Annotated in this window: 27 protein-coding genes and 1 pseudogene; 19 read left to right on the top strand and 9 right to left on the bottom strand. The window is 70.6% G+C overall.

Going from position 1 to position 25,941, the window contains the following annotated elements:
• Positions 1-71 precede the first annotated feature (71 nt).
• From ABD332_RS59055 to ABD332_RS59015, 9 genes are all read left to right on the top strand, one after another.
• On the top strand, positions 72-545 hold the full coding sequence (locus ABD332_RS59055) for a hypothetical protein (RefSeq protein ID WP_344515799.1): 474 nt from the start codon (positions 72-74) through the stop codon (positions 543-545).
• On the top strand, positions 542-907 hold the full coding sequence (locus ABD332_RS59050; protein WP_344515797.1) for a hypothetical protein: 366 nt from the start codon (positions 542-544) through the stop codon (positions 905-907). Before ABD332_RS59055 ends, ABD332_RS59050 begins: the two co-directional genes overlap by 4 nt.
• Before the next feature lie 100 nt (positions 908-1,007).
• Positions 1,008-1,814 (top strand): hypothetical protein, encoded by an 807-nt coding sequence (locus ABD332_RS59045; RefSeq protein ID WP_344515795.1) that lies wholly within the window; start codon positions 1,008-1,010, stop codon positions 1,812-1,814.
• Positions 1,811-2,215 (top strand): hypothetical protein, encoded by a 405-nt coding sequence (locus ABD332_RS59040; protein WP_344515793.1) that lies wholly within the window; start codon positions 1,811-1,813, stop codon positions 2,213-2,215. The genes ABD332_RS59045 and ABD332_RS59040 overlap by 4 nt, the downstream gene beginning before the upstream one ends.
• Positions 2,212-2,838, top strand: coding sequence for a hypothetical protein (locus ABD332_RS59035; protein ID WP_344515792.1), 627 nt, complete (start codon positions 2,212-2,214; stop codon positions 2,836-2,838). Before ABD332_RS59040 ends, ABD332_RS59035 begins: the two co-directional genes overlap by 4 nt.
• Positions 2,835-3,173, top strand: a complete 339-nt coding sequence (locus tag ABD332_RS59030) for a hypothetical protein (RefSeq protein WP_344515790.1) — start codon at positions 2,835-2,837, stop codon at positions 3,171-3,173. The genes ABD332_RS59035 and ABD332_RS59030 overlap by 4 nt, the downstream gene beginning before the upstream one ends.
• A 262-nt stretch (positions 3,174-3,435) precedes the next feature.
• The gene (locus ABD332_RS59025; protein ID WP_344515788.1) at positions 3,436-4,791 is read left to right on the top strand and encodes a hypothetical protein; all 1,356 of its coding nucleotides are present in this window, start codon (positions 3,436-3,438) and stop codon (positions 4,789-4,791) included.
• Positions 4,792-5,891: 1,100 nt separating this feature from the next.
• Positions 5,892-6,842: a DUF4192 family protein gene (locus tag ABD332_RS59020; RefSeq protein WP_344515786.1), complete on the top strand. Its 951-nt coding sequence runs from the start codon at positions 5,892-5,894 to the stop codon at positions 6,840-6,842.
• 540 nt (positions 6,843-7,382) lie between these two features.
• Positions 7,383-7,754 (top strand): hypothetical protein, encoded by a 372-nt coding sequence (locus tag ABD332_RS59015; protein ID WP_344515784.1) that lies wholly within the window; start codon positions 7,383-7,385, stop codon positions 7,752-7,754.
• Here ABD332_RS59015 and ABD332_RS59010 read toward each other — a convergent pair.
• The 4 genes and pseudogenes from ABD332_RS59010 to ABD332_RS58995 form a co-directional block, all read right to left on the bottom strand.
• Entirely contained in the window at positions 7,706-8,005 is a 300-nt protein-coding gene (locus ABD332_RS59010) for a hypothetical protein (protein WP_344515801.1), read from the bottom strand. The two genes, ABD332_RS59015 and ABD332_RS59010, sit on opposite strands and share 49 nt — an antisense overlap.
• 19 nt (positions 8,006-8,024) lie before the next feature.
• A pseudogene (locus ABD332_RS59005) lies at positions 8,025-8,291 on the bottom strand (transposase); the annotation flags it as partial.
• Between the two features lie 159 nt (positions 8,292-8,450).
• On the bottom strand, positions 8,451-10,364 hold the full coding sequence (locus ABD332_RS59000; RefSeq protein ID WP_344515783.1) for a caspase, EACC1-associated type: 1,914 nt from the start codon (positions 10,362-10,364) through the stop codon (positions 8,451-8,453).
• Complete coding sequence (locus ABD332_RS58995; protein ID WP_344515781.1) at positions 10,361-10,780, bottom strand: effector-associated constant component EACC1; 420 nt, start codon at positions 10,778-10,780, stop codon at positions 10,361-10,363. The genes ABD332_RS59000 and ABD332_RS58995 overlap by 4 nt, the downstream gene beginning before the upstream one ends.
• 1,413 nt (positions 10,781-12,193) lie before the next feature.
• On the opposite strand from ABD332_RS58995, the gene ABD332_RS58990 reads away from it, so the two are divergent.
• Positions 12,194-12,550, top strand: a complete 357-nt coding sequence (locus ABD332_RS58990) for a hypothetical protein (protein ID WP_344515779.1) — start codon at positions 12,194-12,196, stop codon at positions 12,548-12,550.
• 345 nt (positions 12,551-12,895) lie between these two features.
• Here ABD332_RS58990 and ABD332_RS58985 read toward each other — a convergent pair whose 3' ends face one another.
• Positions 12,896-13,480, bottom strand: coding sequence for a hypothetical protein (locus ABD332_RS58985; RefSeq protein ID WP_344515777.1), 585 nt, complete (start codon positions 13,478-13,480; stop codon positions 12,896-12,898).
• A 151-nt stretch (positions 13,481-13,631) separates the two neighbouring features.
• On the opposite strand from ABD332_RS58985, the gene ABD332_RS58980 reads away from it, so the two are divergent.
• The 9 genes from ABD332_RS58980 (at position 13,632) to ABD332_RS58940 (ending at position 21,672) form a co-directional block, all read left to right on the top strand.
• Entirely contained in the window at positions 13,632-13,877 is a 246-nt protein-coding gene (locus ABD332_RS58980; protein WP_344515775.1) for a hypothetical protein, read from the top strand.
• 247 nt (positions 13,878-14,124) lie between these two features.
• Positions 14,125-16,041, top strand: coding sequence for a ParB/RepB/Spo0J family partition protein (locus ABD332_RS58975; protein WP_344515773.1), 1,917 nt, complete (start codon positions 14,125-14,127; stop codon positions 16,039-16,041).
• Between the two features lie 167 nt (positions 16,042-16,208).
• Positions 16,209-16,655: a hypothetical protein gene (locus tag ABD332_RS58970; protein ID WP_344515771.1), complete on the top strand. Its 447-nt coding sequence runs from the start codon at positions 16,209-16,211 to the stop codon at positions 16,653-16,655.
• Complete coding sequence (locus tag ABD332_RS58965; RefSeq protein WP_344515769.1) at positions 16,652-17,614, top strand: hypothetical protein; 963 nt, start codon at positions 16,652-16,654, stop codon at positions 17,612-17,614. Before ABD332_RS58970 ends, ABD332_RS58965 begins: the two co-directional genes overlap by 4 nt.
• Positions 17,615-18,021: 407 nt before the next feature.
• Positions 18,022-18,519, top strand: a complete 498-nt coding sequence (locus tag ABD332_RS58960) for a hypothetical protein (protein WP_344515768.1) — start codon at positions 18,022-18,024, stop codon at positions 18,517-18,519.
• 36 nt (positions 18,520-18,555) lie between these two features.
• Complete coding sequence (locus tag ABD332_RS58955; protein WP_344515766.1) at positions 18,556-19,026, top strand: hypothetical protein; 471 nt, start codon at positions 18,556-18,558, stop codon at positions 19,024-19,026.
• Between the two features lie 106 nt (positions 19,027-19,132).
• Positions 19,133-19,954 carry a hypothetical protein gene (locus ABD332_RS58950; protein WP_344515764.1) on the top strand — a complete coding sequence of 274 codons (822 nt, stop codon included), beginning with the start codon at positions 19,133-19,135 and terminating at the stop codon, positions 19,952-19,954.
• A gap of 213 nt (positions 19,955-20,167) precedes the next feature.
• Entirely contained in the window at positions 20,168-21,079 is a 912-nt protein-coding gene (locus tag ABD332_RS58945) for a bifunctional DNA primase/polymerase (protein ID WP_344515762.1), read from the top strand.
• Positions 21,080-21,198: 119 nt separating this feature from the next.
• A complete protein-coding gene (locus tag ABD332_RS58940; RefSeq protein ID WP_344515760.1) occupies positions 21,199-21,672 on the top strand; it encodes a hypothetical protein in 474 nt (157 codons plus the stop codon).
• 912 nt (positions 21,673-22,584) lie between these two features.
• Here the strand turns inward: ABD332_RS58940 and ABD332_RS58935 are convergent.
• The 4 genes from ABD332_RS58935 to ABD332_RS58920 form a co-directional block, all read right to left on the bottom strand.
• A complete protein-coding gene (locus tag ABD332_RS58935; RefSeq protein ID WP_344515758.1) occupies positions 22,585-23,205 on the bottom strand; it encodes a hypothetical protein in 621 nt (206 codons plus the stop codon).
• A gap of 4 nt (positions 23,206-23,209) precedes the next feature.
• A complete protein-coding gene (locus ABD332_RS58930; RefSeq protein ID WP_344515756.1) occupies positions 23,210-24,130 on the bottom strand; it encodes a hypothetical protein in 921 nt (306 codons plus the stop codon).
• A 673-nt stretch (positions 24,131-24,803) separates the two neighbouring features.
• Positions 24,804-25,286, bottom strand: a complete 483-nt coding sequence (locus ABD332_RS58925) for a TnsA-like heteromeric transposase endonuclease subunit (RefSeq protein ID WP_344515754.1) — start codon at positions 25,284-25,286, stop codon at positions 24,804-24,806.
• 9 nt (positions 25,287-25,295) lie between these two features.
• The gene (locus tag ABD332_RS58920; protein ID WP_344515752.1) at positions 25,296-25,445 is read right to left on the bottom strand and encodes a hypothetical protein; all 150 of its coding nucleotides are present in this window, start codon (positions 25,443-25,445) and stop codon (positions 25,296-25,298) included.
• Between the last annotated feature and the right edge of the window lie 496 nt (positions 25,446-25,941).

Genomic DNA, 25,941 nt, shown 5'->3' with positions numbered 1-25,941 from the left:
CGGACCGCCGACCCAGGCGGTCCGGCCGCGGCCCCGGTGTCTGCAACCTCTTGCCCTGAAGGAGATGCATCATGCTGTCCACCCCTGAACCGCCAGCCCTGGCCGACGACGCCTACACCTGCCAGATCACCGCCAAGCCGGTCGGCGGCGAGTACGGCGTCCACACGTTCGGCCGGGCGATCACGACGCACCTGCGTGATCTCCTGCACGCCGACATCGAGGCGCCGCGCTACCGCGAGAACCGCCGCGATGAACGGCAACTGCCGAAGGCGTGCACCTGGACCTGCACTGTCGCCGGCCACACCGTCGTCATCACCGGCTTCGAGGTGAAGCTGCCGCTGCTGCGGGAACCAGAGCCGGTCTACGCGATCCACGTCGACGACGTCCGGGTGCCATTTGAGGTGTCCACCTACCGCGACGTCGACTGGCAGCTCGCCCGGACGGTCTGGATCGCGGTCGACGACCTGCGCATCGCCGCCGACCGGCAGGCCCGCGACGCCGCCGACGCACCGCAGCCCGGGGACGCGCCGGCGGTGACGTCGTGATCATCACTGACCCGGCCGCGTTCCGGGCACGGTTCGACGAGGCCCTGCGCACCGGCCCAGCCCGGGTCGACCGGATCTTCGGCGCCGACGACCGCGAACCCGGCCAGGTCGCGGTCATCGCCGCGGACCGCACCGTGTTCTGGTTCCTGTACCTGCCTGAAACCGGCCGCGCGTACGTGTTCGCGGTACAGGAGCCCGGCCGCGAGCCCGAGATGCCGACCGGAGCCGGATGCACCGAGGACGGGTTCCGGCTCGCCGGTGCCCACCCGCACCTCGTCCTGGAACTCCTCGCCCTGACCCACCGGGACCTGACCATCGCCCGCGGCCAGCCCGGCGCGTTCATCGGCGTCGGCATGCCCTGACCGCCCAGCTCCCCCATTCCGTCGCGCCCCGGACCAGCAGCTGGTCCGGGGCGCGGCCGTCTCCAACCCGATACCGCTCACTCGTCCAGGAAGACATGACATGTTCCGTACCCCACCCCCACCGCCGCTGCCCGCGGGCGGCGACCGTCACCAGATCCCGGACCGGCGCGACCGCAGTGAACCCGGCGCGCTCACCTTCGGCCGCGACATCAGCCACAACCTCACCGACCTCCTCGGCATACCCGTGGACCCGCCCGTCCTCGTCCACGGCGACGACCTGAGCGGCACGCAGGTCTTCGGCTACGACCTGACCGTGGCCGGCCTACCCGCCCGGATCACCGTGTTCCCGGTCCGCGACCCGCTGCTACACACCACCCTACCCGGCTACAGCATCGAGCTGCCCGGGCAGCGGGTGCCGTTCGACCCAGACGGCTACCGCGACCTGGACTGGCAACTGGCCACCACCCTGGCGGCCGCAGTTCACACCCGCACCGCATCCGCCGCGACCCAACCGGACAGTGCGCAGCCGCTGCCGGCCGACGGCGTGGTCATCACCGACCCCGCCGCGTTCGAGGCCAGGATTGCCGCCGCGCTCGCGGAAGGGCCGGTGCGGGTCGACCGGCCGGTGACTGGCGACGGCGACTGCGCGGAGCTGTGCGTCATCGGCGCCGACGGCGTCCTGTTCTGCCTGCTGTACCAGCCCGACAGTGGTCAGGCGTGGGTCCGCGCCGTGGGGGAGGTTGGAGGTCCGCTCGCCGAGCTGACCGGGGCCGGCTGCCCCGGCGGCGGGTTCCGGCTTACCGGCGATCTGCCGTACCGCGTCCACGCGTTGCTGCGCGGTGCCCACCGTGGTCTGCGCGTCGTGCGCGGCGCACGGACCGCGTTCGACGAGGTGGGTCTGCCATGATGCCCTGGCTCCCCGACCGCCACGCCGCCGCCGACCGTGATGCCCTCGACCAGATCCACCAGACGATGCACCATGCGCTCCGGCGGCATCACGGCGACGCGTTCGCGGTCATCGACCGGATCACCACGATCCTGCGCGGCTCCGGCCGCCCGTGCCGGCCGCTCATGCCGCCCGGTCACGGCCTGCCGCTGCACGTCGCCGCGCGGCACGGCGGCAGCATCGAGCTCACCGTCGGAGCCGCCGGCTGCCGCGTCGCGATCCGCCCGCAGCTGGACACCGATGGCCGCCAGACGGTGGACATCGCTGTCGACGACTGCGGCGGCACCGACATCCGGATCGCGGTCGACGGCATCCCGGCGACCGGCCGGATCGAGCCATCGGACGGCGGTGACCGGCCATGACCCGCTCCTTGCGGCTGCCGCTGCCGCCGCCGTATGGGCCGTTGACGGTCCTCGAGACCGTCGACACCGTCACCGGAGCGGTGCGCTACCTCGTCTCCGCGCGGCGACTGTCCGGGGTGTTCGTGTTCCGGCCCCACCCTGAGCGCGACGTCGCGGTCCCGACCCGCGTCGCGGTCGAGTACGGCGACGGGCCCGACGGCCACCACCGGACCGGCGACCGAATCGACCGGCCCACCGTCCACGGCATCGACCTCATCGGCGGCACTGTCATCGACCCGGCCCGCATCGAGCCGCTCACCCGCCGCGACGTCACCGTGCACCGCAGCACCGGACCGCTGACCCGCCGGCCGGTGCCCGACCGCACCGCCGACTACGTCGCCGCGGTCATCGACACGCTGCGCACCCACTGGCAGGCCCAGCCGGGCCGCGACGCGCTCATGCTCACCGCTGCCCGCCACAGCGCCCCCGGCCGCGTACGCAAGGTGATCCACGACGAGCTGAGACCACGCCGGGCACGGCGCGACCTGCTCAACGCCGAGATCCACCGCTACGAACGCCTGGTCGAGCATCTGCACAAGCTGGCCGGCATGCCGGCCACCGACGCAACTGGAGCGGACTGGTGACCGGCGACCCGCACGGCGAGCGGGAAGTGTTCCGGTTCCTCGCCTGGGCCTGGGACGTCACGGCCGGCAACGCCCTGGCCGTCGACTATCCGGTTCGCCGCGCGGACGTCACCGTGCTAGCCGGGATCGCTCAGCTCATCGGCGTGCACCAGGCCAGGGCCGCAGTTGCGGACCTGGCCCGGCCGCTGCTGGTCGCCCCGATGCCGGGTGCCGGATTGTTCATGATCGATGGCTGGCACCGCATCACTCGCGCGCTGGCTGAAGGGGTCACCCACCTGCCGGCCAAGGTGCTGACCGAAGCCGACGAGGCCCGCATCCGGCTGCGCGGCCCCTGACCCCTGGATCGGCCAGAGCCGCGTCCCGTCGCACCACCCCGGACCCGCCCATGTGGCGGGTCCGTTGCATGTCCACCCCTCGTTTTGGAGCGAATGCCATGGACCGTCGCTGCCCGCCGTTCAACCCCCTTGCCACGCGCCACATCCTCGGCCACCCCATCAGCGAACCTTTTCCGGGCAAGCAGATCTGTCAGCCCGGCCGGCGCCCGGCCCAGCCGCGCAGCGTCGACGCCTCGCGCAGCGACGGGTCCGGAGCGCAGCCGTGACCGCCAGCCCGATCACATTGGGCCGGTTCAGCGGACCGCCTGCCGAGATGGCCTGCGCCACCTGCGGCCGGATCCTCAACACCTACCGCACCCCCGGCGGGGGCGTCTCACACCTGCACCCGACCGGCCCCCGGGACTACGACCACCGCCCGGTGCCCGTGCCCGCCGACCAGCTCACTGCCGTGGCCCGTGACTGCGACTTCTGCAGCGACCCGTATCCGATCCTGTCGATTCGCAGCGGCCCGGTCCACGCGGTCACCATCGGCGGGGACACCCGGACCAGCCACAACTTCGGTGACACCTGGGCTGCGTGCATCACCTGCGCCCGCCTCGTCGAAGACGGCAAGGCCGCGCCTCTCGCGCGCCGCGCCCTCGTCGGTGCGCGCTGGGCCACCGACACAATCGCCGTCCACGCCGTGCAGCACATCCACGCTACCGTCCTGGCCACCCGGCAGCCCGGCACTACCCTGCTCACCACCACCGACTGGCCCCACACGGCGATCCCGGCGACCACCCTGCCGAAAACCCGCGACGCCGCAGCCAGACTGCTGCACGCCGACGCCATCACACTAACCGCGTTCGACGACCCGGTCCGGCGCACGATCGCCGCCGGACTCGACCAGGCCCACCTGTACGCAATCGACGAGGAACTCACCGACCTCGCCCACCACGCTGCCGGCGACCTCCCGGCCGGGACCGTCCTCACCCCGGCCGACCTGCCGGTCCCGCACGGAATGCTGCTCTGGGCACGGCCCCACGGCCCGCACCGGATCAGCGCCGCCTCCTGGACCGCCACCGGCGACAAGGTCACGATCACCACCTACCGCAGCATCGGCGCCGGCCTGCCGCCCGAGGCACTGCAACACCTCCGCGAGGACGTCGGCTGGCTGCTGCCCGTCACCGCCACCAGGCAGGGCGTCGCTGCGACCGGTGCCGACGAGACGCTGCTAACCGCCACGCTGCTGCTCATCGCCCAGCGCTGCACCGAAACCGTCGACGTCGAACCCGACCAGCGCATCGCCAGGGCCTACCAGCGCAGCCGCCGCCCGCTGCCCATCGTCCGGCTGGTCCAGCTCCGAGGCCGCTCCGCGCAGCCTCGACCCGTTCAGCCGTCGCCGGCGTCAGCCACACCCGACCGGCCCACACCACAGGTCCGGCGCTGGATCTCCGGATTCTGGCGGCAGCAACCGTACGGGCCCGAACGATCGCTGCGCCGCTGGCAGTACATCTTCGCCTACCTCCGCGGCCCCGACACCGCACCCATCGCCGCATCCACCACCGTCCGCATCCTCAGCAAGGTCCCACCTCGCCCGACGGGGCCAGCCCCCAGCGCACCCATCGTGCGCAGCTGAGGCCGGTTAGGCGAGTCTGGTCGTGCCGCCGCAGACCGGTTCGAGGGCCGACGCTCCCGACTCCGGACAGTTCTGAGCCCGCAATCGAGGCGTGTGCCCATCCGTCGATGGGAGCTCCAGCTCCACTTGGCCCCACGGATCGCGGGGCCGGAACAGCCGAACTCCGGCCAGCGAAGCCCGACGAGCCGGCAGCCAGGCCGTCGGCCCGGGGACGTTGCGCTCCCACCAGCACCTTGGCATAGCGATTCGTTGGCAAGCCGATCGAAGACCAGCGCGGCAGCACGCCGGCGCCGAGCCGCACGAACCGATGGAGCAAGGCGACGCCGCCGAACGTCAGCGCCCATGTGGAGCCACAGGTTTCTGAATTCGAGGTGGTGGGCGCAGCAATCGATGGAGAAACTGGGGCCGAACGACTCGGAGAGAACACGACCGGCCTTGTCGCGGTCAAGCCCTGTTCATACCGTTGAAAAGACCACCCACCTCCCGTGGTCGTGCAGCACGATTACCTCGTGGCCGCTGCCAGACCCGCTCACCACAGCCGGTCCCGGACCCGACCGGAAGCGACGAACGCTGCCGCCCCAGATCCACGGGTGCACTGCGCTGTCGTGTGACTGGCCGCACTCGGCCCCTCGCCGGCCCGATGGTGATAGCCACCGCCCGCACGCACCTGGCCAGCGGCCCGGGGCGCTGTACGAGGTACGGCGCACCTTCCTCGGCACAGCCTGAGGAACGTTGATAGGACCGGGCCCGGCACGCCAGTCCTGGTGGTCGCACATGCGGTGCCTTGCGCAGCCTCCGGTCGAGGGCCGTCCGGGCGCTGCTGCCCTGCCGCGCTTGTACCGTCCCCGACCTCGCCCCGCAAGGCGCCCCGGCCAGCATCCGGACCGCAGCAGCTGCAGGGCTTCGACCTGACTGCCGGGCGGACGTACAGCGGCCGGCGGCCATTGCACGGCCACGGCCGTCGGGACGGTCCGCGCATCGGGTCAGCACGGCTCCGGAACGGCACCCGCCGCCCCAGAGCCGCTCAGGTCACGCCCGGTGGTTGCCGGGCACGTCACCGATCGGCGTGGCCCGGTCGCCACCGTGAACGGAGTACTCGCATGCTCGACGCTTCCGTACCGCTGCTGCTGCGCAGCCCGGAGGACATACTCGGCAAGATCCCCTACCTTCTCGGCTTCCACCCGTCCGACAGCATCGTCACCCTCTACCTCGGACCGCAGGGGCAGCTCCGGACCTTCAGCAACACCTCCCTCGGCATGCCCGTGCACGTCATTGCTGACGAGATCCGCGACATCGCCACCCGCGCCTCCGCGGAGATGGTCGTGATCGTCGGGTACGGCCCGCTCACCGCCAGCACGACGGTCACCGCCGTCGCCGACGCCGCCGGCCGGCACGTGCGCGCCTTCTACACCTGCCTGCTGTCCGGCGGCTACCGCTACTGCCTGCGCAGCGGCTGCAGCTGCGCCGCGGTCACCGGGGTCGCATTCGACCCGAACGCCACCGCGGTCGCCGCCCACGCCACGGTCCTCGGTGAGGTCGCGTTGCCGTCCCGCGACGCCCTCCTCGCCCTGGCCGACGCGGACCCGGTCGCACAGGCCGGCGTCCAGGCCGCGCTGCCCCAGGCCCGGGGCATCCAACGGCCGGAGCTGGTCGAGCTCGACGAGCTGATCGGGCAGGCGATGCTCGACCAGCGGCTCACCGACGGCGAAGCGGCCCGTATGGCCCTGCTGCTGCGCCGGGTCCCGGTCCGTGACGCGGCGTGGCAGCGGACCGACCAGGAGATGTGGCAGCGCAACCTGTGGCTGGACCTCACCCGCCGCGTTCCCGACCAGTACGTCGCCGCACCCGCGGCGCTTGCCGCGTGGTGCGCGTGGCGGCGCGGGGAACCAACCCTCGCTCTGGCCGCAGCCCGCCGTGCTGCCGCTGTCGACCCGACCGGCACCATCATCCAGGTCGTCGTCGCCGCGATCCGGTCGCGGCGCAAGCCGACCGACCTCATCCCCGTCTGGCCCCTGCCCCTGGCCGGCCGCGCCGCCGCGGACCCGTCGTGAACGCCGCCGATTCTGGCATCGAGTACCCCGTCGGCAGCCGTCGTGCCGCCGGCGGGGCACCGCGCCCGGCCGCCGGCCGGAGCGGGTCGTCGACGGCCGCGGTCGCACTGATCACCGCCGACCCGCGCATCCGTACTCAGGTGCGCCGATGCGCGGCCCGGGCCGGGACATTCCTGGCCGAGTACACAGACCTGCCGTCCGCGCAGCAGCACGATGTCGACGCCGCGGTCGTGCTGCTCGGCGCCGACCTCGCCGCCCACCTCGCCGCCCACCTCCCCGGCAGCGCGCCGCAGACCGTCGCTGAGGCGTGGCTGGCTCCGCCCGGGCAGTTGCTCGTCGTCGTGGCCCGCCACGCCGACGACGGTGTGTTCGCCGCCGCGGCGGCCCTACATGCCCCCTACGTGACGCTCGCCCCGACCGAACTGGCGTGGCTCACGACCCGGCTGCGCGCCGCGGCAGCGGCCACCGTGAACCGGCTGCGGCAGGCCGGGTTCCGGCTCGGCTACACCGCCCCCAAAGGCCGCCGAGCCGTACGGCCGCGTGCATCCTCTGCAGGTCACCAGCGTCCGGCTGCACGACGAACAGGTCCTGTACGTGATCCTCGAGAACGTCGCCCGCGACGACCGCGACGCCGGGCAGACCGCCGCAGTGCACCGCAGCAACTATCGGACCCTGCATCGCCGCTACCCCGACCTGTGGACGGATCTGCGGTCCCAGACCGTGACCGCGCTCGGCGCGTTCGTCGCCGACCTGCCACCGGCCGTCGTGGACCTGCTCTACCGACTGCAGCACGAGCACCCGGTTCTCGACCAGCACGACTGGCCGCAGCCGCCACGGCGTATGTGGCAGAGCTGCTGTCAGGTTCAGGCGACGATGTTGAGCGGGTGGAGAACCAGTTCTACGAACGGGTGACGCTGATCGATGCAGGCATGTACACCACCCGGATCACCTGTCCGCGCTGCGCAGGTAACGTCGCCATGGACTGGCTGGGCGACATCGTCAGGCAGAACGGTGGCGTGAGCTTTGAACACGAGGACGTTAGTTTTCCCTGCTGCAACGCCGTCGTCGAACTGGACGGCTTGCACTACGACGAACCGATCGGCTTCGCGCGGTTCGAGATCAGTGCCATGAATCCCACCCGAGTGACTGACCTTCTTGGCCACCCGGTCGCCCAAATCGTCGCGGCGATGACGTCACCGCCGTGCGGAGCCGTTCGACGTCGATCCGGCCTGCCGACAACGCGTTGTACAACGCTCCGTGTCCCCGGCGGTGCTCCGCCACCAGCGACAAACCGGGCAACGACGTCACCAGCCCGTCCGCGCACAACACCGCATCAGCCAACTCGAACAAGGCGTCACCACGACGGGTCAGACACCGATGGAACTCTTGCCGAAACACGGCAAGGTCCCCGGCCGCACCTGCACGCCGGGGCTCGGGCACACCGATCATCGACAGCCCTTGGTCGTGACGTTCTTCCCTAGACAAGAGGAATGATCACCCAAAGGCTGCCCTAATGATCAGCCGGGGCCGATGCCGAGCCCCTCAAGGTTGAAGATCAAGTTAGCGCTGGGAGCCGAGCGCCGGCAACGGCTACGCGGCGGCCACGCGTCACACGGCCCAGACCGCGACGGCGGTGCGATCGTCGTCGTGGGTCTTACGGGCGAAGTCGACCTGCGCGGCGAACTGCAGCGGCGCCGGCGGCTCCCGCCACGCCTCGGCCAGGAACCTCCCGACGGTGCGGCTGCCGTCCTCCAGCGGGTCGCCGACGCCGTCGCTCATGAGCACCACCACATCGCCCTTCCTCACCGCCGTCATGATCGCCCTGCCGGTCGGGGGACGGCTGAGGGGCAGCGCCCGCGTCACGGACGTCGCCGCTCCGTCCCCGCTGTTCTTGGTCTCGAACATCGGCTGCCAGTGCCTGCCGTCGCGCAGCGCCCACGCCGAGGAGTCCCCGACGGCGTAGAAGTACGCGTCCACCTCCGGATCGGCCGGGCGCAGCTCGATCACCCCGAACAGCGCCGTGGCGGCCAGGTGGTGGGCGACCTCGCCGACGCTGAGCTCGCCGCCGTCCGGCGCCGGCTCGACGAGTTTGCGCCCGAGCCGGACGATCTCGTCGCTGAGCCGCGTCACGATCTCCGGCCAGTCGATCTCGGCCGGGAGCTTGCGGGTCAGCGCGAGCGCGACGAGCTCGGCGCCCAGCCGGGACACGACGGCCGCCGCCTTGTGCGAGAGCTTGCCGTTGGAGACCCCGTCGGAGACCACGACCACGAGATGGCGGCGGTCGTCGGTGCAGCGGAACGCGTAATCGTCCTGCCGGACGGTGCCGTTGTACCGGTGGCTGAGGCCGCGGAGGCTCGCGGCCCGAAGCTCCAGAGCCGCTTCGCCGGTCGGTCCATTGATGCGAACGCCGTCGATCACGGTGTCACGGTGGTCCCACTCGTACGGAGTGGGCAGGGACGGCGCCGAACTCGCGGCGGCACCCGGATCGCCGACCGAGTAGGGCGTGAAACTTCCCACCCATTCTGGCGGCATCGAGTCTGGCGCCGGCGAGGGCCGTGCGCGTCTGGCCGGTGCCGGACTCGGCATCAGGGCCGCCGCGGCGGCTGAGACCCGCTTGCTGTCGTCATCGGCGAGCACTGAGATCGCCTCGGCAACCCTGCTGCGGACGACCGTGTTGCCGGTACGCAGCAGGTGCCCGAGCCGCTCGACCGCGCCGAACCGGTCGGTGGCGTAGGGGCTGGTGGCGGCGTGACGGAGAGCTGCGGGCAGGCTCCAGTTCGCGTTCTGCGCGATGACGGTGCTGCCTTCGATGTTGTCCTGCTTCTTCGGGCGTTGCTGGGGCATGTCCTGCACGACGTGCCGGTATACGTAGGAGTACAGCTCGTCGACCGTGATGTCCCCGTCGCCGTCGAGGTCCGCGCTGCCGTCCCGGAGACCGGCGACCAGGTGCCGCGTGAATACCGACTGTATGGCGTCCCCGTCCGCCTGCCGGCCGTCGAAGGCGTACTGCGTGGCGTCTGACGCGGTCAGCACGGTGCGCCCACGACCGCTGCTGCCCTTGAAGCGTTCCAGCGTGTGCACGGCCGTATCGGACTTGGTCATCCGACCCATGGGGAACGCTCCGCCGTAGCAGCAGTCGAGAATCAGCACCTGCCGCCGCGACATGCTGTCTTCCATCGACTCCAGCAGGTGCTCGGCCGAGATACCGGTGAAGGGCAGCGTGTCGCAGGAGGTGTTGGACATCGCGAAGTACAGGCGACCCCGGTCGTCCTTCAAACCGTGGCCGGTGAAGTACAGCAGCGTCAGGTCGTCGCCGCGGGCGTCGCGATAGAAATTGCTGATGGCGCCGGCGACCAGGTCGTACGGCTTGTTGATCAGAGTGGTGACCTCGAAGTTGCCGATCGAGGTGTCGCTGAGCACGGTGGCCAGGGCCTCGGCGTCGTGCGCAGGTGCGGTCAGTCGGCGTAGCCTCGGATCGCCGTACTTATAGGTGGCGATCAACAACGCGGCCCCGCGGCTCATCCGTCGTCTCGTCCGCCAGAGTGCCGCCGCACGTAGGCGTCGATGAGGGCGAACCGCTCCTCTGCCGAGGCGGCCTGCAGCTCGATGGTGTCGCCGTCGATGGTCACCATGATCCGCTGCCCGGCACGCTGACGCCCGAGCCAGTGGTGCAGCGTCCCGATCAACGTGGTGAGCACCCCACCTGATGCGCTCAGCGCGACGAGCAATGTGCCCAGTGTCGCGCCGTCAACGCCTTTCGTGCCCTCGGGTGTGGATGCGCTGCTAGCCATACGCACGTGTTCGACGTCGAGGTCCCGAATCTCCCGCTGAAGCTGCCGGCCCAGGCGTTCCGTGACCGCGGGGTCGGCGTCCGGATCCGGTGCCACGACCACCAGCACCTCGGTGCGCCTGCCGTTCCCGCCGTTGCTTTCGCCCATCGACCCTCACTCCTCGACCTGGACGCGGTGTACGTCACCATGGTCGATGAACCCATCGAGTCACGCCACCTCCTGAGCCGAACGGACGCACGAATGCCGCCGATCGGTTGGGGAAGGGTAGGCCGACCGCGGAGGGTGGCGCCCGGCGACTGGGCGCCACCCTCCGCGGTCTCTCGTCCTCGTTCGTATCCGGCCTGAACGCGGAACCCGAGTTCGGACCATTGCTGGCGTTCCCGTGCCTGGTATAGGCGGTCGCGTTGGCTGCAAAGTTCGTCGACCTGTCCGGGGTCGGCGTCCGTGTTGCGGGGGAGCGGTGGTTGATCGGTGTCGACACCGCTGGCAAGTTCGGGTCGCGTCCACGGAGGTGGTGTACGACTCGCCTGCTTTGGGCGTGATGTGGTGAATGGGAACGGCCACCGCTAGATCCTTCGGAACGACGAAGAACTGAAGGAGATCAAGCGATGGCCGCACCTGTGAGCGTCCACAGAGCCTACCGGGGCGATGGCCGAACGCCGCCGCGCCCACCACGCCCTCGTGCACGAACTGCTGGCGTAAGGCGCCGGGTTCCGGCAGATCGCCCGGCATCTGGGCTGGAGCCACCACACCGTGTTGCGATATACGCCCACGCCTCGACGTGGCAGGAGATGATGGTCGGTCAGAAGGTCCGGCCGAGTCTCGTCGACCCGTTCAAGCCCTACCTGATCCGGCGGATCAGATAGGGCTGCCTCAAGGCCACCACGTTGCACCGTGAGATCCGCGCTCAGGGCTTTGCCGGCAGCTACGCGATCCTGCGCAAGTTCGTCGAGCAGTACCGCAGCAAACCCGACCTGACATCGACGCGCCGCCCACCCTCGGTGCGGCAGGTGACCGGATGGATCTGCCGACGACCCGACGACCTGGCCGACCGCGACACCGTCCAACTGCAAGCGATCCTCCAGCGATGCCCGCAACTGCGCGCCGCCGCCGAACTGGTGCGTTCGTTCGCCGACATGCTCACCCACCTGCGCGGTCAGCAGCTCACCGCCTGGATCGCCGCAGCCGAAGAAGCCGCATTGCCCGGCATCACGAAGTTCGCCACCGGTCTGACGGCAAACTTGGACGCTGTGACCGCCGTTCTCACCCTGCCCTTCAATTCCGGACCGGTCGAGGCAACGTCAACCGCATCATTCTGTGGAATCAGAGGTTGTCGATGGATGCTGTTGATTCCCTCGGCGCCGAAGTCGGTGGGAGCACGGTCAGGGGCAGTTGCCTGCCGGGCTCGGCGCGTAGTTGGTTCGGCGTCGGACCGGCCGGGGTGGCGACGTTGGCGAGGCGTTGCAGGAGGCGGTCGACGGCGGCTTGATCGTTGTCGAGCCACTCCCCGGGCGGTAGCCGGCGGGCCACACCTCGTGGCGTCGGGTAACCTGCAACGACGTGCGCCTGGAACTGCGCGACGCCGCCCGCGACGTGTACGACGCCCTCGACCCCGACGACCGGGACGAGCTGTGGTGGGCCACCGTCGACGGTATCGACGCCTGGCCCGAACACGACGGGCACCGCGTCTGCTGGGACCTCGAACGTCTCGTGCCGGCGTTCGCCGCCCGGCTGCACGCCGAGCTCCGCCGCACCTGGCGCCCGGACCCGCGCTACCAGATCAGCCCCATCCAACCCCAGCGGACCTGGGACCCATGCTGGCAGGTCCACCACAACGGCCACCTGATCGCCACCGCATACACGCGCCACGAAGCACGGGTCGCGACCTGGCGGCACCAGCGCACCGGCCGGACCTGACCAGCAGCCCACCGCCAGTCGGTCAGCACGAGGCTCAGAGGCCCCGGCGACCTCGAGCATCATCTCCGGGCACGACCGTCGCTGCACCCCGCGGTGCCGGCTCCGGACCTCCCGCTGACGCCAGCCGGTCCGCGCCGCCACGACGGCGCAAGCCCACACCGTCCCAGCTCCGGGCTCGTGCCCGCCCGGATCATCCGAACCCCCGCCCACAGCCGTCCTGCCCGCCGATCCCTCCCGGCGGGCAGGGCGGCTGTTTCGGCGTGCCCGCAACCACTCGTGACAGGAGCTGCCCATGCCGCTCATGTCCGCCGCTGACCCACGCAGTACCGAGCGCCGGCTTCAGTTTCAGACCATGCCGGCCACGCCTGCGACCGCACCCCGGACGACCTCGCCGACGAACTCTGCGCCGTGCCGAACACCGACCTGCCATACCTTCCACCTGGCGCGCTGATCCTGGAGCCGTCCGCCGGGGACGGCTCCCTCATCGCGGCGATCCGGCGGGCCAACCCCGGCGTGCGCATCGTCGCCGTCGAATCTGACCCCGAACGCGCCGCGATCTGCGCCGCCGATCATGCGGCACACCCCGCGGCCGTGCTGCTGCACCAGGGCACGTTCGAGCAGTACGCGGCGACCGCCGCCACCGAACGGACCGTGTTCGACGCGGTCGTGATGCACCCGCCGCGAACCGCTGCAGCAGCAGTGACCGGCAACCCTGAGCTGTGGCTGGAGCATGTCCGGGTGGCGTGGCAACTGCTGCGTCCCGGTGGCTGGCTCGTCGCCGTCGTCCCCGGCGGCGCCGTCTGGCCCCTCCGGCACGAAGCACGAACAGGCGCGGACGTTCCTCGAACACCACGGCAGCCATACACCGCTGCCCGCCGAGACGTTCACCGAATCCGGGCCGACAATCCGATGCCGGATCGCGCGGCTCACCAAACCACTCCGAACCGACCAGCCGGAATACCTGCTCACGACGCCGCAGCATCCAGCGGTCCGCGTCGAGCGGCCGCTGTTCACCGGTGCTGCGGCCGCGGGCCGGCCGGTTCAGGCATGGTCCGGCGGTTGGGTGGGTCGGGACCGGATCGTGCGCTACCGGGGCCGATGCATCGAGTGCCGGTGGCTGCTGTGGAGCTGCGACGACGGCGACAACGACCCCCGCGGTGCGCTGGGCGAGTTCAGCGCCGGCTACAGCCTGGACCCGGACGAGTTGGGGATGACCGGACCGCAGATCGGGCTGTGTCACCGGTGCGGCAACGACGGCGAACGCCTCCGCACCGCCTACCAGCGCGCCGTGCCGCATTGGAAACGACCAGCAGAACGGACGGCGTGACCCGTGCCCACCGACGGCCATGGGCGGCCGGATGCGGTTGCTGGGCCCTCGATCCTGGCCGACCGCGGCTTGCCCCGCAAGGCCCACCCCCGACAACTCGCCCTCCACGGCGCAGCGACCGAACGGGTGGGTCTTGCGGGCCGGCGCCGATCGGCCGGCCGGGCGGATCGGGCCAGCACCGCACACCGGCTCGCACGCAGTCCGGTGGCGGCAACCCAATTCTCACTCCTCATGGAGGACAAACAGCATGAGCACAACAGTCCTGCAGCCCCCGACCGACCCCGCCACCGCCGATCTCGACGTCACCGACGTGGAGGACGGCACCGAGCTCAGCGAGCCGGACCCCGTCGAGCAGGCCGACAGCACCGACGAGGCGTCCGCCGCGGACCCGACCGGCGACGACCCGGCCAATGACCCGGCCGATGACGGTGCCAACCTGCCGCCGCTGGTGACCGCATACCTCGACGCCCGCGAGCTGGTCGACGACCCGAAGAACCTGCGCAAGAACCTGCGGGAGAGTCTCGGGCTCACCCCCGCGCCGCTGGCTGACGACCCCGACATCGACGAGCTCCGGAAGCTGGTCGACGGCGACCTCGAGGAGCTTCCGGCGGGTGTCCGGCAGCTGGCGGAGCTGAAGGCGTCGATCAAGGAGGTCGGTATCCTGCAGCCGCTGGTGGTCGTCCCGGCGCCGGGCCGCGACGGCGCCTGGCAGATCGTGATCGGCCACCGCCGCAAGTACGCCTCGATCCTGGTGAAGAGGTTCCAGGTGCCGTGCATCCTGGCCACGGACTACGACGAGGTGAAGCGGATCCTGGCGCAGCTGGCCGAGAACGTCCACCGCGTCGGCCTGACCGCCTCGGAGGAGGCCGAGGCGTTCGAGCAGCTCACCATCATGAACTGGACGACCGAGCAGATCGCCGAAGTGCGTGGGGTGCCGGAGGAGTCGGTGCTGCGCAGCCTGCGGCTGCGCAGGCTGCCCAAGGCGGTGTCCGCGGCCCTCGACAGCGGCCAGCTCAGCCTGGACGAGGTCGACGACGACATCGAGGCCCTAGGTGGCCACCCGACCGCACTGGCCAAGGTCCTCAAGGCCCAGTCGGGGTGGAGCCGCCGGCACACCCTGGCCAGCGAGCTGTCGAAGATTGCCTCGGCGAAGGCGAAGGAACTGGCCAAGGCGAAGCTCGTCATCGACGGTGTGACGGTCACCAGCAAACCGGCCGGGTTCGGGTACACCAGCATCGCCACCGACGTGCGGAAGCTCGTCGACGGCGACGGCAAGCGCCTCGACCCCGACGCGGTCAAATCGCTGCCCGGCTTCGCCGCGTTCGTGGAGAAGGTCGGCAGCGGCGCCGACACGGTGGTGTACTGCACCGACCCGGCGAAGTACGGCTACACGAAGTTCAAGCCGACCTACGGCCGGCAGCTGACCGACGAGGAGATCGCCGCGCAGGTCGAGGCCGAACAGGCCAAGGCCGCGTTCCTCGACGCGCTCGAGGCGGCCAAGGGAGAGCGTCGCAAGCACATCCTGGACACGTACGGCCCGCCCAAGGGCGCGAGGCGGCTGTTCACCACCGCGCTGCGCCAGGACCTCATCCGCGTGCACCAGATCAGCTACGCCGACGTCGACGGCCTGTACGCGAACCTCGGCGGCAGCAGCGACGACGTCCTGCGCACCGCCGGGGAGGACCGGCTGCGGCGCAGCGCCGTCTGCAAGTGGATCTGCGCCCAGGAACGCAACCTCGCCCGCGCCATCGACAAGCCGGACTGGGGCTTCGACCGCACCGCCGTCATCGACTGGTACGCCCAGCTCGTCGCGGACGGCTACGGCCTCGCCGACGCCGAGCAGCAGCTCCTGGATTCCCTCACCGGCACCAACCCCGGCGACGAAGACGACGAGGACGAGGACGAGAACGACGTGGAGGACGGTCAGCTGCCCGGCAGCCCCGGCGACGAGACGGACGAGGACCTCGCCGACGCGGTCGCGGATCTGACTCTCGACGCCGCGGACTCCGAGATCCCGGCTCAGCCGGGTACCGATGATGCGTCCAGCACCTCCGGCGTGAACGACGCCAACCCGTCCGACATCGACCACAGCGAGGAGCACAGCGAGGACCTTGAGCGGGGCCTGGATGACCTGGTCGGTGCGGAGCTCACCGCCACCGGCTGAGCATCGAAGAATCCGCAGCACTCGTACCGGCGGGGCCCCATGTGTTCAGGGGGCCCCGCCGTTTCGCGTTCCGGGCACGCGCTGCTCGGCCCGGCGGGACCGGTCTCGGCCGGGCCGTCGCCGCCGATCGGCTGCCTGGATCCCTGTGACCCTGATGGAGCGACCGCATGACCTTCACCAGCAGCGAACCCGACCGACCGCGGGACAAGCGTCACCCGGACACGTTCATCGTCGACGAACTCACCGCCTACCTCAACGGCACCGCCGACCCGTCCGGCGGCGACCTCATGGACCTGGTGGGCCAGCTCATCGCCGGCAGCGGCCGGCCCCTGCTCAACCAGACCTGGGACGTCGCCGCCGAGGTGACCGAGGACCGGTACGGCCTGCTCACCGCCACAGTCACCGCCGGGCCATACACCATCCGCGTGGCCCAGACCACGAGCGGACCCGCCGACCTGTGCGTCGCCATCACCAGCGGCGACACCGAAGCTGACCACGACGACTGGGGGCTGGCCATCACCGTCGATGACCGGCCGGTCCTCGATGCGATGCCGAACACCTGGCACAGCACCGTCCCGGCCGACCTGCAACTGACGAAGGAGACCCACCGATGAACCACACCACGCAGACCGAGGCATGGCGGCAGATCCGCGACTGCGCCGACGTGAAGGCCGGCCGGCTGACCGGCCGGTGCCTGCGCCACACCTACCTGACGCCAGTCCTGCCCGGCAACCTCACCGAAGACGCCGCCCTGCAACTGCACGACAGCGTCTACCCGCCAACAGGCACCACGCCCGGCCCGGACACCATCTGGTACGTCGTCTCCTGCGACGGCACCCCAGTCGCGTGGCTCACCCGTGCGGCCGAAGTCGTCACCTCACCCGCGGACCTCACCGACTATCAGCGCCACATACAGACCCAAGCGGTGACGGCACTGTCGCAACCGACCCGCAACGCCCTGCTGGAACTGGCGAAGATCCGCGACAAGCGCGAGCACCGGATCCACAGCGACCTGCCACAGGTCCGTCCGGACGGCCGCCCAGCCGACGCCGAGACCCGCATCCTCGTCGCCACCCCGGCCGACCCGACCCTCACCTACTGGATCCGGGGCACCGGTGACCGAACGGAGACCCGGCTGCACGTCGCGACGGTGACCGGCGTCGCCGAGGGCAACGACGCGCTCATCCTGGACGTGCACGGGTACGGCAAGTATGGGGAGCGCCGTGCCCGGTTCGACCTGCCGATGCTGTGCACCATCGAGCACCTCGCCGCCACGCACGACCTGCCGGCCGCGGCGATCGGGACCTGGCTCGACCTCGCCGGCGCCAGCACCACCGACCCGACACCCGACACTGTCACCGCCGCGTTCGGCGACGCTTACGCCGGCATCCACGAGACCCGGCACACGTTCGCCCTCACCGAACGCGACCGCAACGGCTGGACCAAGGCGTTCGCCGCCGCCGGGATACCGGACCGGTACTTCAACCTCGACGCGTTCACCGAGCACCTGTTCCGTGCTGAGGTCCACCGGGTCGACCTCGCCGACGAACGCATCGCCGTGTTCCGGCGCTGATAGGCGGCCGATCCCCGACCCAGCACGCCGTGCACTCACCTAATCCTCTCGCCCCGGCGTGCCCACGCCGGGGCGTCGCTGTGTCAGGAGCCTCACCATGTCTGCACTGCCGAGCACCCATCGAGTCCAGCGCCCGCTCACCGATACCGAACTCGCCGCCCTGCGCGACCGCATCGACGCCGCCCCCGGCACCGTCCAACTGCTGCACACCACACTGACCGGCGTCCTGGAGGCGCTGCTCGCCGACGTCGGCGACAGCATCACCAACTACGGACCGCAGACACCGCTGGACCCGCGGCAGTACGCGATCCCGGCCAGCCAGTGGGCGGCAATTGCCGCCGCGGCCGTCAACCCGGGCCCACGCCTTCGGCACCGCCGTCGGCGTGGGCCAAAGCCTCAGCAAAGTCATGCCATCGACCTACAACGACCCCGACATCGCAGCACCGGACCTCACCGTCCGCGACTACCGGCCCGACCGGTACCGCATCGACGTCACCCGGCAGGCCGCCGACGAGATCACCGCCTGCGAACAGCACCTGCAAACTCTCGCCGACGCCTACGGCACCGACAGCGACCGCTACCGCTCCGCTCTCGCCAGCTGGCACCGGCACCTCGCCGGCCTGTTCAGCACCAGCCGCGGCGCCGAGACCAGCGTCCAACGCGACGGCCCGCTCTCCTTGTACGTGACCGCGAGCTCCGGCTTCGTGTACGGCGTCATCTTCCACGGCGAGCAGCGCCGCTGCACCGCACCCGGCTGCCCCGCCGTCGCCGACGACGACCCGCAGCACCCCACCGCCGTCATCTGGCGACCGGCACCCACCGCCGCGAGTGTGCTCGACCACGAGCACCAGCCCAGCTATCCGGCCGGCGCGCCGCAGCCGGGCATCTGGTCCGCGCACTCCTGACCGACACCGAACCTCACCGACATCCGGAGGGCCGTTTTGGGATACACACACTCCTGGCGCTACCGGCCCGGCAGCGCCGACTACGCCGCCGCCTGGCCGCAGATCCTCACCGACGTCACCCACCTGCTCGGCACCCTGCAAGGCGACGCGATCGACCTCGCCGGCCCGCAAGGGTACGCACTGCCGATCATCGACCCGGTCGACGGGATCGCGTTCAACGGCGCCGTCCCCGAGGACTACGAGTGCTTCGATCTCGACAGTCCCGGCCCCGACCGGCCGGTGTGGCGCTTCTGCAAGACCGACCGCCGCCCGTACGACCTCGCCGTGACCGCGGTCCTGCTGCGCTGCCACCAGCTGTTGCCCGGCAGCTTCCTCATCGGCAGCGACGGCTCCTGGGACCGCGACTGGCACGCGGCACGGGGTGTCGTACGGGAGTGCTTCGGCGCCGTCACGGGTACCGACCCGCTGTGCGACACCACCATCGGCCTGTTCCCGCCCGTCCATTGACCCCTGGCGCCGGGCCGTCCTCACCTGCCGTCCCCGATGCACCCACCCGGGTCCGCCGGCGCGGGGCGGCCCGGCGGCCGCCAACACCACCTCGGAGGCGTACCCCATGACCACGACCACCATCCGTCCGGCGCCGGACGACGAACCGGTCACCGTCCACACCACCGTCCGCGCCGCCGGCGCGGTCGCCTACCAGCTCACCGGCGCCCGCCTGCACGGTGCAGTGCTCATCCGGCCGGACATCCCGGACGCCGCACCGCTGCCGAGCCACCTGAGCGTCCAGTTCGGCGCCGAAGTCCGCACGCTCGCCACCGTCCCGACCGACCTGCCGGTCGTAGACGGTGTCACCACCGACGGCTGGGGATACGCACCCCTGCACGCCTCGACCGGCCGGGCGCAGTTCTCGATCCGCAGTACCTCACCGCAGCGCAGCGTGTCGTGGCAGTACGCACCGCTGCCCACCGAGTCCAGCCAATACCTGCACCGCGTCCTGGACACGCTCGTGGCGCAGTACCAGGCACTCGACGTCGACGCGCTCGCCCTGGCCGCCGCCCGCGCCAGCGCCGATCTGCGGCTCAGCCGCCTCACCCACGCCGCCATCCTGCCCACCACCCGGCTACTCACCGAAGTGACGGAGGAACTCGCCGCCGCCCATGCGGCCGCAGCACTGCTGCAGGAACTGTCGCCGCTGCGCCTGCCGCCCACACCGGCACCACCGCACCGGCATCGCTTGCCCGCCGCCAACCCGGAAACGCGGGTGACCGCCACGGACGACGGCGATTGGCTCACCTGCACCACCTGCGACGCGTGCACGGTGCTCATCGAACCCGGCACGACCCTGATGCGGCTATTGCAGGCGCACACCGAGCACCGCTGCCCACCCACGCCGCTCGCAGTGACCGCGCAACCGCCCCAGAGGCACGCCTGACCGCGTCCTCCTCGTCCTCGCTCGCAGTCCGCATCCGGTGGTCCGGTGCGGGCTTTCGCATTCCCGCGACGGAAAGGAACCGCATCCATGCCCGTATCACCCATTACGGCCGGCAGCACCAGCACGGCCCGCACGCCGAGACGGCGACCGTGAGACGCCACATCCCGCAGCACACGACCAGCACTACCCATGCCGACCCGAAGGGAGGTCCCGATGTCCATCGCCGCAATCACCGAACCCGCCTCGGCGCCCGGTCTGCTCGCCGAGGCCCTGCACTACGCCGCCGCCGGGATCCCGGTGATGCCCCTGCACACCCCGCACCCGACCCGCGGGTGCAGCTGCCGCAACGGCCTCGACTGCGGATCGCCCGGCAAACACCCGCGCCTCGAACACGGCCTGCGCGACGCGTCCACCAACCCGAGACTGATCCGGGCCTGGTGGCGGCGGTGGCCCGGCGCGAACGTCGGCGTCGCCACCGGCACAGTCCTGGACGTGTGCGACGTGGACACCGCCGACGGGATGCGCCGCGTCCTGGACGTGCTGGACGTCGTGCGGCCCGCCGCGCCGCTCGTGCGGACCGGGCTCGGCTGGCACATCTGGTACGCCAGCTTCGGGCTGCCCAGCCGGGTCGGGATGCTGCCCGGCGTCGACTGGCGCGGCCGCGGCGGCTCCGCCGTCGCGCCACCCTCCCTGCACGCCGTCGGCACCCGATACGTCTTCCAGCAGTCGTGGACCAGCGCCCCGGCACTGCCCGACTGCCCACCAGCCCTGCACAGCATCGTCATCCCGCCCGCAGCACCGGCCGGCGTCGCACGCGCCGACGGCGGCATCACCCACCTCGACCGGTACACCGCCGCCGCACTGCACGGCGAGGTCGCCCGCATCCGCGGCGCACCCCGACCGGTCGTGCACGGCGGGCGGCGCGTCGTCGCCGGCGGCCGCAACAACGCCCTGCACCTGGCCGCGTTCCGGCTCGGGCAGCTCGCCGCCCGCAGCGACCTCGACGAGCACACCGTCTGGTCGCAGCTCACCGACGCCGCACTCGACGTCGGCCTCAGCCCGGCCGAAGCCCGGCGCACCATCCGATCCGGGTGGCAGGCCGGCCTACGACGTCCCCGGCGCTGACCCGTCATCCCTGCCCGTCAGGGAGCGGACCGCACCACGCGGGCCGGAACCCGGAACGACGGCTGCGCCCGCCAATCCAGCGGGCGCAGCCCTGGCAACCACGTCTGCGAGGAACCATCGTGCCCACCGATGACCCGCCGGAACTGGAACCCGACGCCTACACCCTGCCGATCTCCGCACAGCCGACCATCGGCGAGTACGGCGTGCACCGCTTCGGCCGCGACATCAGCCATCACCTCAGCCGGCTCCTCGGTGTGACGCTCGACCCGCCGGTGTACCGGGAGAACCGCTGGAGCCAGCGACCCGTCCCGCACGCCTGCACGTTCGAACTGACCGTCGTCACCCGCGTCACACACACCTTCCTCATCACCAGATTCGACGCAACGCCACCCGCAGGCCGCAGCCCGGTAACCGCATTCGCCATTGCCGTGGATGGACGGCGGGTACCGTTCGATCCCCCCACCACCCGCGACATGGCCTGGCAACTGGCCAACGCCGTCCGGACCGCGGTGCACGAGCACGACCAGGCCACCCTGCACCCCACCGCCGGCCAGCCGGACGGACAAACCGCTGCCGACAGCGACACCCATTAGGGCCACGGACCTGGCCTCCCTGGACGCTGAACACGGGGGTGCGTCACCTGCACGCCGCCACCGCCGGGTCGCGCTGCGACGTCGCTGCCGCCACGATCGGCCCTCGAACGACGCCGAACGCTGCGGTCGTGTCCGTGCCAGTAGCCGGTTTCGTCCACTCGCCCATCGGGTCGTGGGCGACCCACGTGGCCTTTGCCAGCCAAGATTGCCCAGCGTTAGGTCCCCTGCCTGGGCGGACACGGTTGGATGGCGCAGCGAGGTCCTGGCGGAATCGACCTTGGGGTGGGGGCGTGTGTGCCATCGAAGTTTGCCCAATCGGCGGGCCGGCCCGTCGCCCGTTCTCCGGCGCGGCTGGGCCGGGTTGTTCGGTGATGCACCAAGGGCAGATGATCAGGGCGGCCTGGCTGGGTACGGCGTTCGCGCGGGCGCAGGGGTTGCGGCGGCGTTTGGGGAGCGTAGCTAAGGATCTTGCGACCAGGTATCAAATAGTTGATCTTTAGTCGCCGGGTCACCCCCAGCTACTGACGCTGCGCTCCGCACTGCCGTGCAGCGACGCTCACCCCAGACCCCGAACGTACCGCGGTTGAACAGATGCCTCGCGAACGATCTCGGCAGGGTCCCTATTTGGCGGAGATGGTCCGTTGTTCAGCATTCGCCTAATAGTGCTATGGGTAGGTGCATCGTGGAATGGTCGGCTGCAGGTGTGGCACGCGCCGGCCATGGCCGCGAGGAGGCGTTGCAGGAGCCAGAGTACGGCGTAGAGGGTCAGGCCGGCGCCGGGGCTTTGGGTCCAGGTGGCGCGGCCCGGCCCCACGGCTCGATCTGCTCGGCGTCAATCGCCGAGGCGGACCTGGACTCCTACAGTGACGAGACCCGCGAAGGTGTGGCGTTCACCCCACCACCGCCCGCAGATCAGCTACGGCCGGTGATGCGCATTGCGCCAGGGAACCGATCCACCGCCAAATGCCGGTAGCCGACGATCAGCGCCGCCGTCGGCAGGCCGAGGCTTCGCATGATCGACTCGTGGTGCCGCTCGGCAAACACCAGGTCCTCGGGGTCGGCTTCCCCGCGCAGCGCCACCCCGATTCGGTCCGGGTCCGCGACATCGGCGGCGAACACGGCGAACGCGGCCGGGTCGGCACCGGCCGGCCCTTGCGGAACCGGCGCCCCGTCCGGCAGTACCTCCCCGTCCAGTTCGGCCCGGAACCGGCCGTCATCGTCCTCGAACCACTCGACCGTCATCTGCACCTTCGACACGTACCGGTGGACGCGGTGGCCGTCACGGTAGACCAGGCACACCACCAGGTCCGAGTCCGACACCTCCGACACCAGGACTGGACAGCGCAGTTGCCCGCTCACCGACGCCGCGAGCGGCCGCACGTCGGCGACGTCGTAGTCGCCCTCACGGGGCACGACCGCCACCCGCCGGTCAGCGACGGGCACGACGACCGCCTCAGCACCAGTCGCGGTCACGGCCCGCACGACGGCATCGAGGTCTGCCGCCACGAGAATCGTTTCGTAGCTCGTGCCCACCGTGTCACTCCGCCCCAAGTTCGGCAGCGTCGCGCAGGACGACACGCGACGGGTTCTTGCCGTGCATAGGCCGCCCCAGGTCGCGGGGCAGCCCGGGACGCAGCGCCGGGGCCACCGCCTCGAAAACTCGGCCGAGGGCTACGTCGTCGAACTCGCGGTAGTCGTCGGTCGCCTGCAGCCACACGCCCCCGCCGGTCAGCGGCCGCACCTGCGTGAACGCACCACTGTCCCGCAACCGCGACACACCACCGACCCGGGGCAGCAACTCCTCCGGAACGATCGTCACCCACGAATACCCGCGCAGATACCGACGGCACTCGTTGAGGGCATACTCGCGATAACGAGCGGCGAACGGCATCGTGGTCGGCACCGCCCCCTCCAACGCCGTGGTTCCCCCGTCGTAGTACAGGCTGATGTGACCGAACCCGGGATTGACGCGGTCGGCGAAGGTGAACAACGCCTCCAGCCACAGCCGCTGCTCGTCGAGCCCGGCCACCGGGTCCACGAACGACGACACCAGCGGATTGCCGGACAGGGCCAGCCACCCCGGCGACTCGTCCGCGTCGTGGGTCACGTCCAGCACCAGACTCTGCCAGCGGCGGGCACCGTGCTCGTCATGCACACCGCACCACAGGTCAGCCCGCGACGGCTGACCCTTGCCCAACTCTGTGCGCAGCCACTGCAGACCGGCCGTGCTGCAGTTGCGGGTCGTCTCCCGGTAGCCACGGGTCACGCCGAGCACACCGAACGGCGTGCCCGGCTCACCCGACGCCGGCAACTTCGCCAGCTGACCGGCAAGCGCGGCACGAACCTGCGGACGGATGCCGACGGACATCTCGTCGATCCACCGATAGGTCAACTCGGCGAACTCACCGGCGGACGCGTCGACATCCAGTTGAACGTCCATCACCAGCGTGTCAGCCATCGTCACCCCTCCACTACCGCTATCTCAGTCGAGACCGGCCGTCCTAACAATAAGGATCTTTCGGTGGGTGACGGTCCTGGTTGCAGGCCGGTGTGGTGGAGGATGTTTGAACCACAGTTGGTAGCTGCCGCCCATGCGGTGCAGTCTGGCGTGTGTGTCCCGCCCTGGGTTTGATGGAGACATCGAGCCCGAGGCGGGTCGGCACGGTGATCGACCAGACCGACAACGCCCCGTGCCTCGTAGCGTTGCCGCAGGTACTGGACCGTTCTGGCGGTCACCGCCTGCCCGTCACCGGAAAACTCGGCCGCCTTCGCCCGCTCCCGGCTGGTCAACGAGTGCAGCGACGGGTCGTACAACGATTGAGGTAAGGTGCCCGGCGCCGCGTCTGGCCGAACGCCATGCAGCACCTCAAGGATATGCGGCCCCCACCACAACGCCCGCGCGACAACCTCGTCGGGCAGTCCTTCCAGCAACCCTGTCGCTGGCAGTGCCCGGGGTGCCGGACGGTCCAGCACCGCGAAGTCCGGTCTGGACTGAAGCGACGTCAGCGGCATCTCGGTCATGCCACCGCACGCGTCGACCAACCGCACCAACACGCCTGAGAACCCGACCACGGTGCGCACCGCCGCGTCAGCGCGTACGCGGTCCCCGACTGTCAGCACGGCCGGCCCGCTCATGGCTGCCGACCCACCCGGACCAGGGTCCCCGGCCGTAACGGCTCGGTAGTCAGGTCAACCTGAAGCACCTGCCGCCACAGCAGGTGATACGCCACCGGCAGCACCGCAAGCCGATCCCCGACTTCCGCCACGCCAGCAAACAAGCCGGTGGGCTCGGCGAACACCGCCAGGAGCGCCTCGACGACGTCGCGCCGGCCCCGGCAACGAGAATGTCGATATCGCGCCAACCACCGCACGTTCGCTACGAGCACCGGATCTGGCGCACCGACCCGGCGGTAGGACCACCCAACCTCGGCGTGCGCCCTCGCCGTCGCATCGAACGCCTCGGCGTCAGCCTGCTCGATGCGATCGTCGGGACGCACATCGATCACCACAGCGGTTCCGTCAGCGCGCCGAGCGAAGAAGTCCGGTGCGTGCCGACGCATCCGGCCGTCCTGCGTCCGCAGCAACCAGAACGGCTGCGACGCAAACGCCACCACATCCCGGTCCTAGTCCAACAGCATCGCGTGGTCGCGCTCGAGCCAGGATTCGAACCCCACATGCTGCGCCATCGTCTCCGACCACCACCAGCCCGCGAAACCGCCCGTCCCTTTGGCCCATCGAAATTGCCGTACCGGCGGCACCTGCTCGAACTCCACCTGCCAGCAGGACCCGAGGCGCCCACCTTGGACCTCACCGTTTCCGTCCACGAACTTTGCCCGCGAATGTCGATCGACCGTCCACCGCCGTCGAGGCCACAAACTCATCCACCAGCGTCACTCAGACAGCACCGCGCCCGGTGGACAAACTTCGATGGTGCCATGCCGCCACTCGGACAGACCTTCATGGCACCGGACAAGCTTCGATGGCACGGGACAATCGGCCCTCGAACGACGCCGAACGCTGCGGTCGTGTCCGTGCCAGTAGCCGGTTTCGTCCACTCGCCCATCGGGTCGTGGGCGACCCACGTGGCCGGAGACGCCACTGCTGAACGGAACCAGGTCAGCCCACCCAGGCCAGCGGCGCTAAGGGGGTGTCTCACTTGGTGAGTTTGGTGAGTCGTCGGTGGCAGATGAGGATGGCTGCGAGGTCGGCGAAGGCTTGGAAGTGCTCGGCTTTGCGTTCATAGCGGCGCACAAGGCGCCGGTTGTTGGT

The organism is Dactylosporangium maewongense (genome assembly GCF_039531485.1).
GTDB classification, from domain to species: Bacteria; Actinomycetota; Actinomycetes; order Mycobacteriales; family Micromonosporaceae; genus Dactylosporangium; species Dactylosporangium maewongense.
The sequence above is the reverse complement of the archived record's forward strand: the minus strand, read 5'-3'. Positions and strand labels throughout refer to the sequence as shown.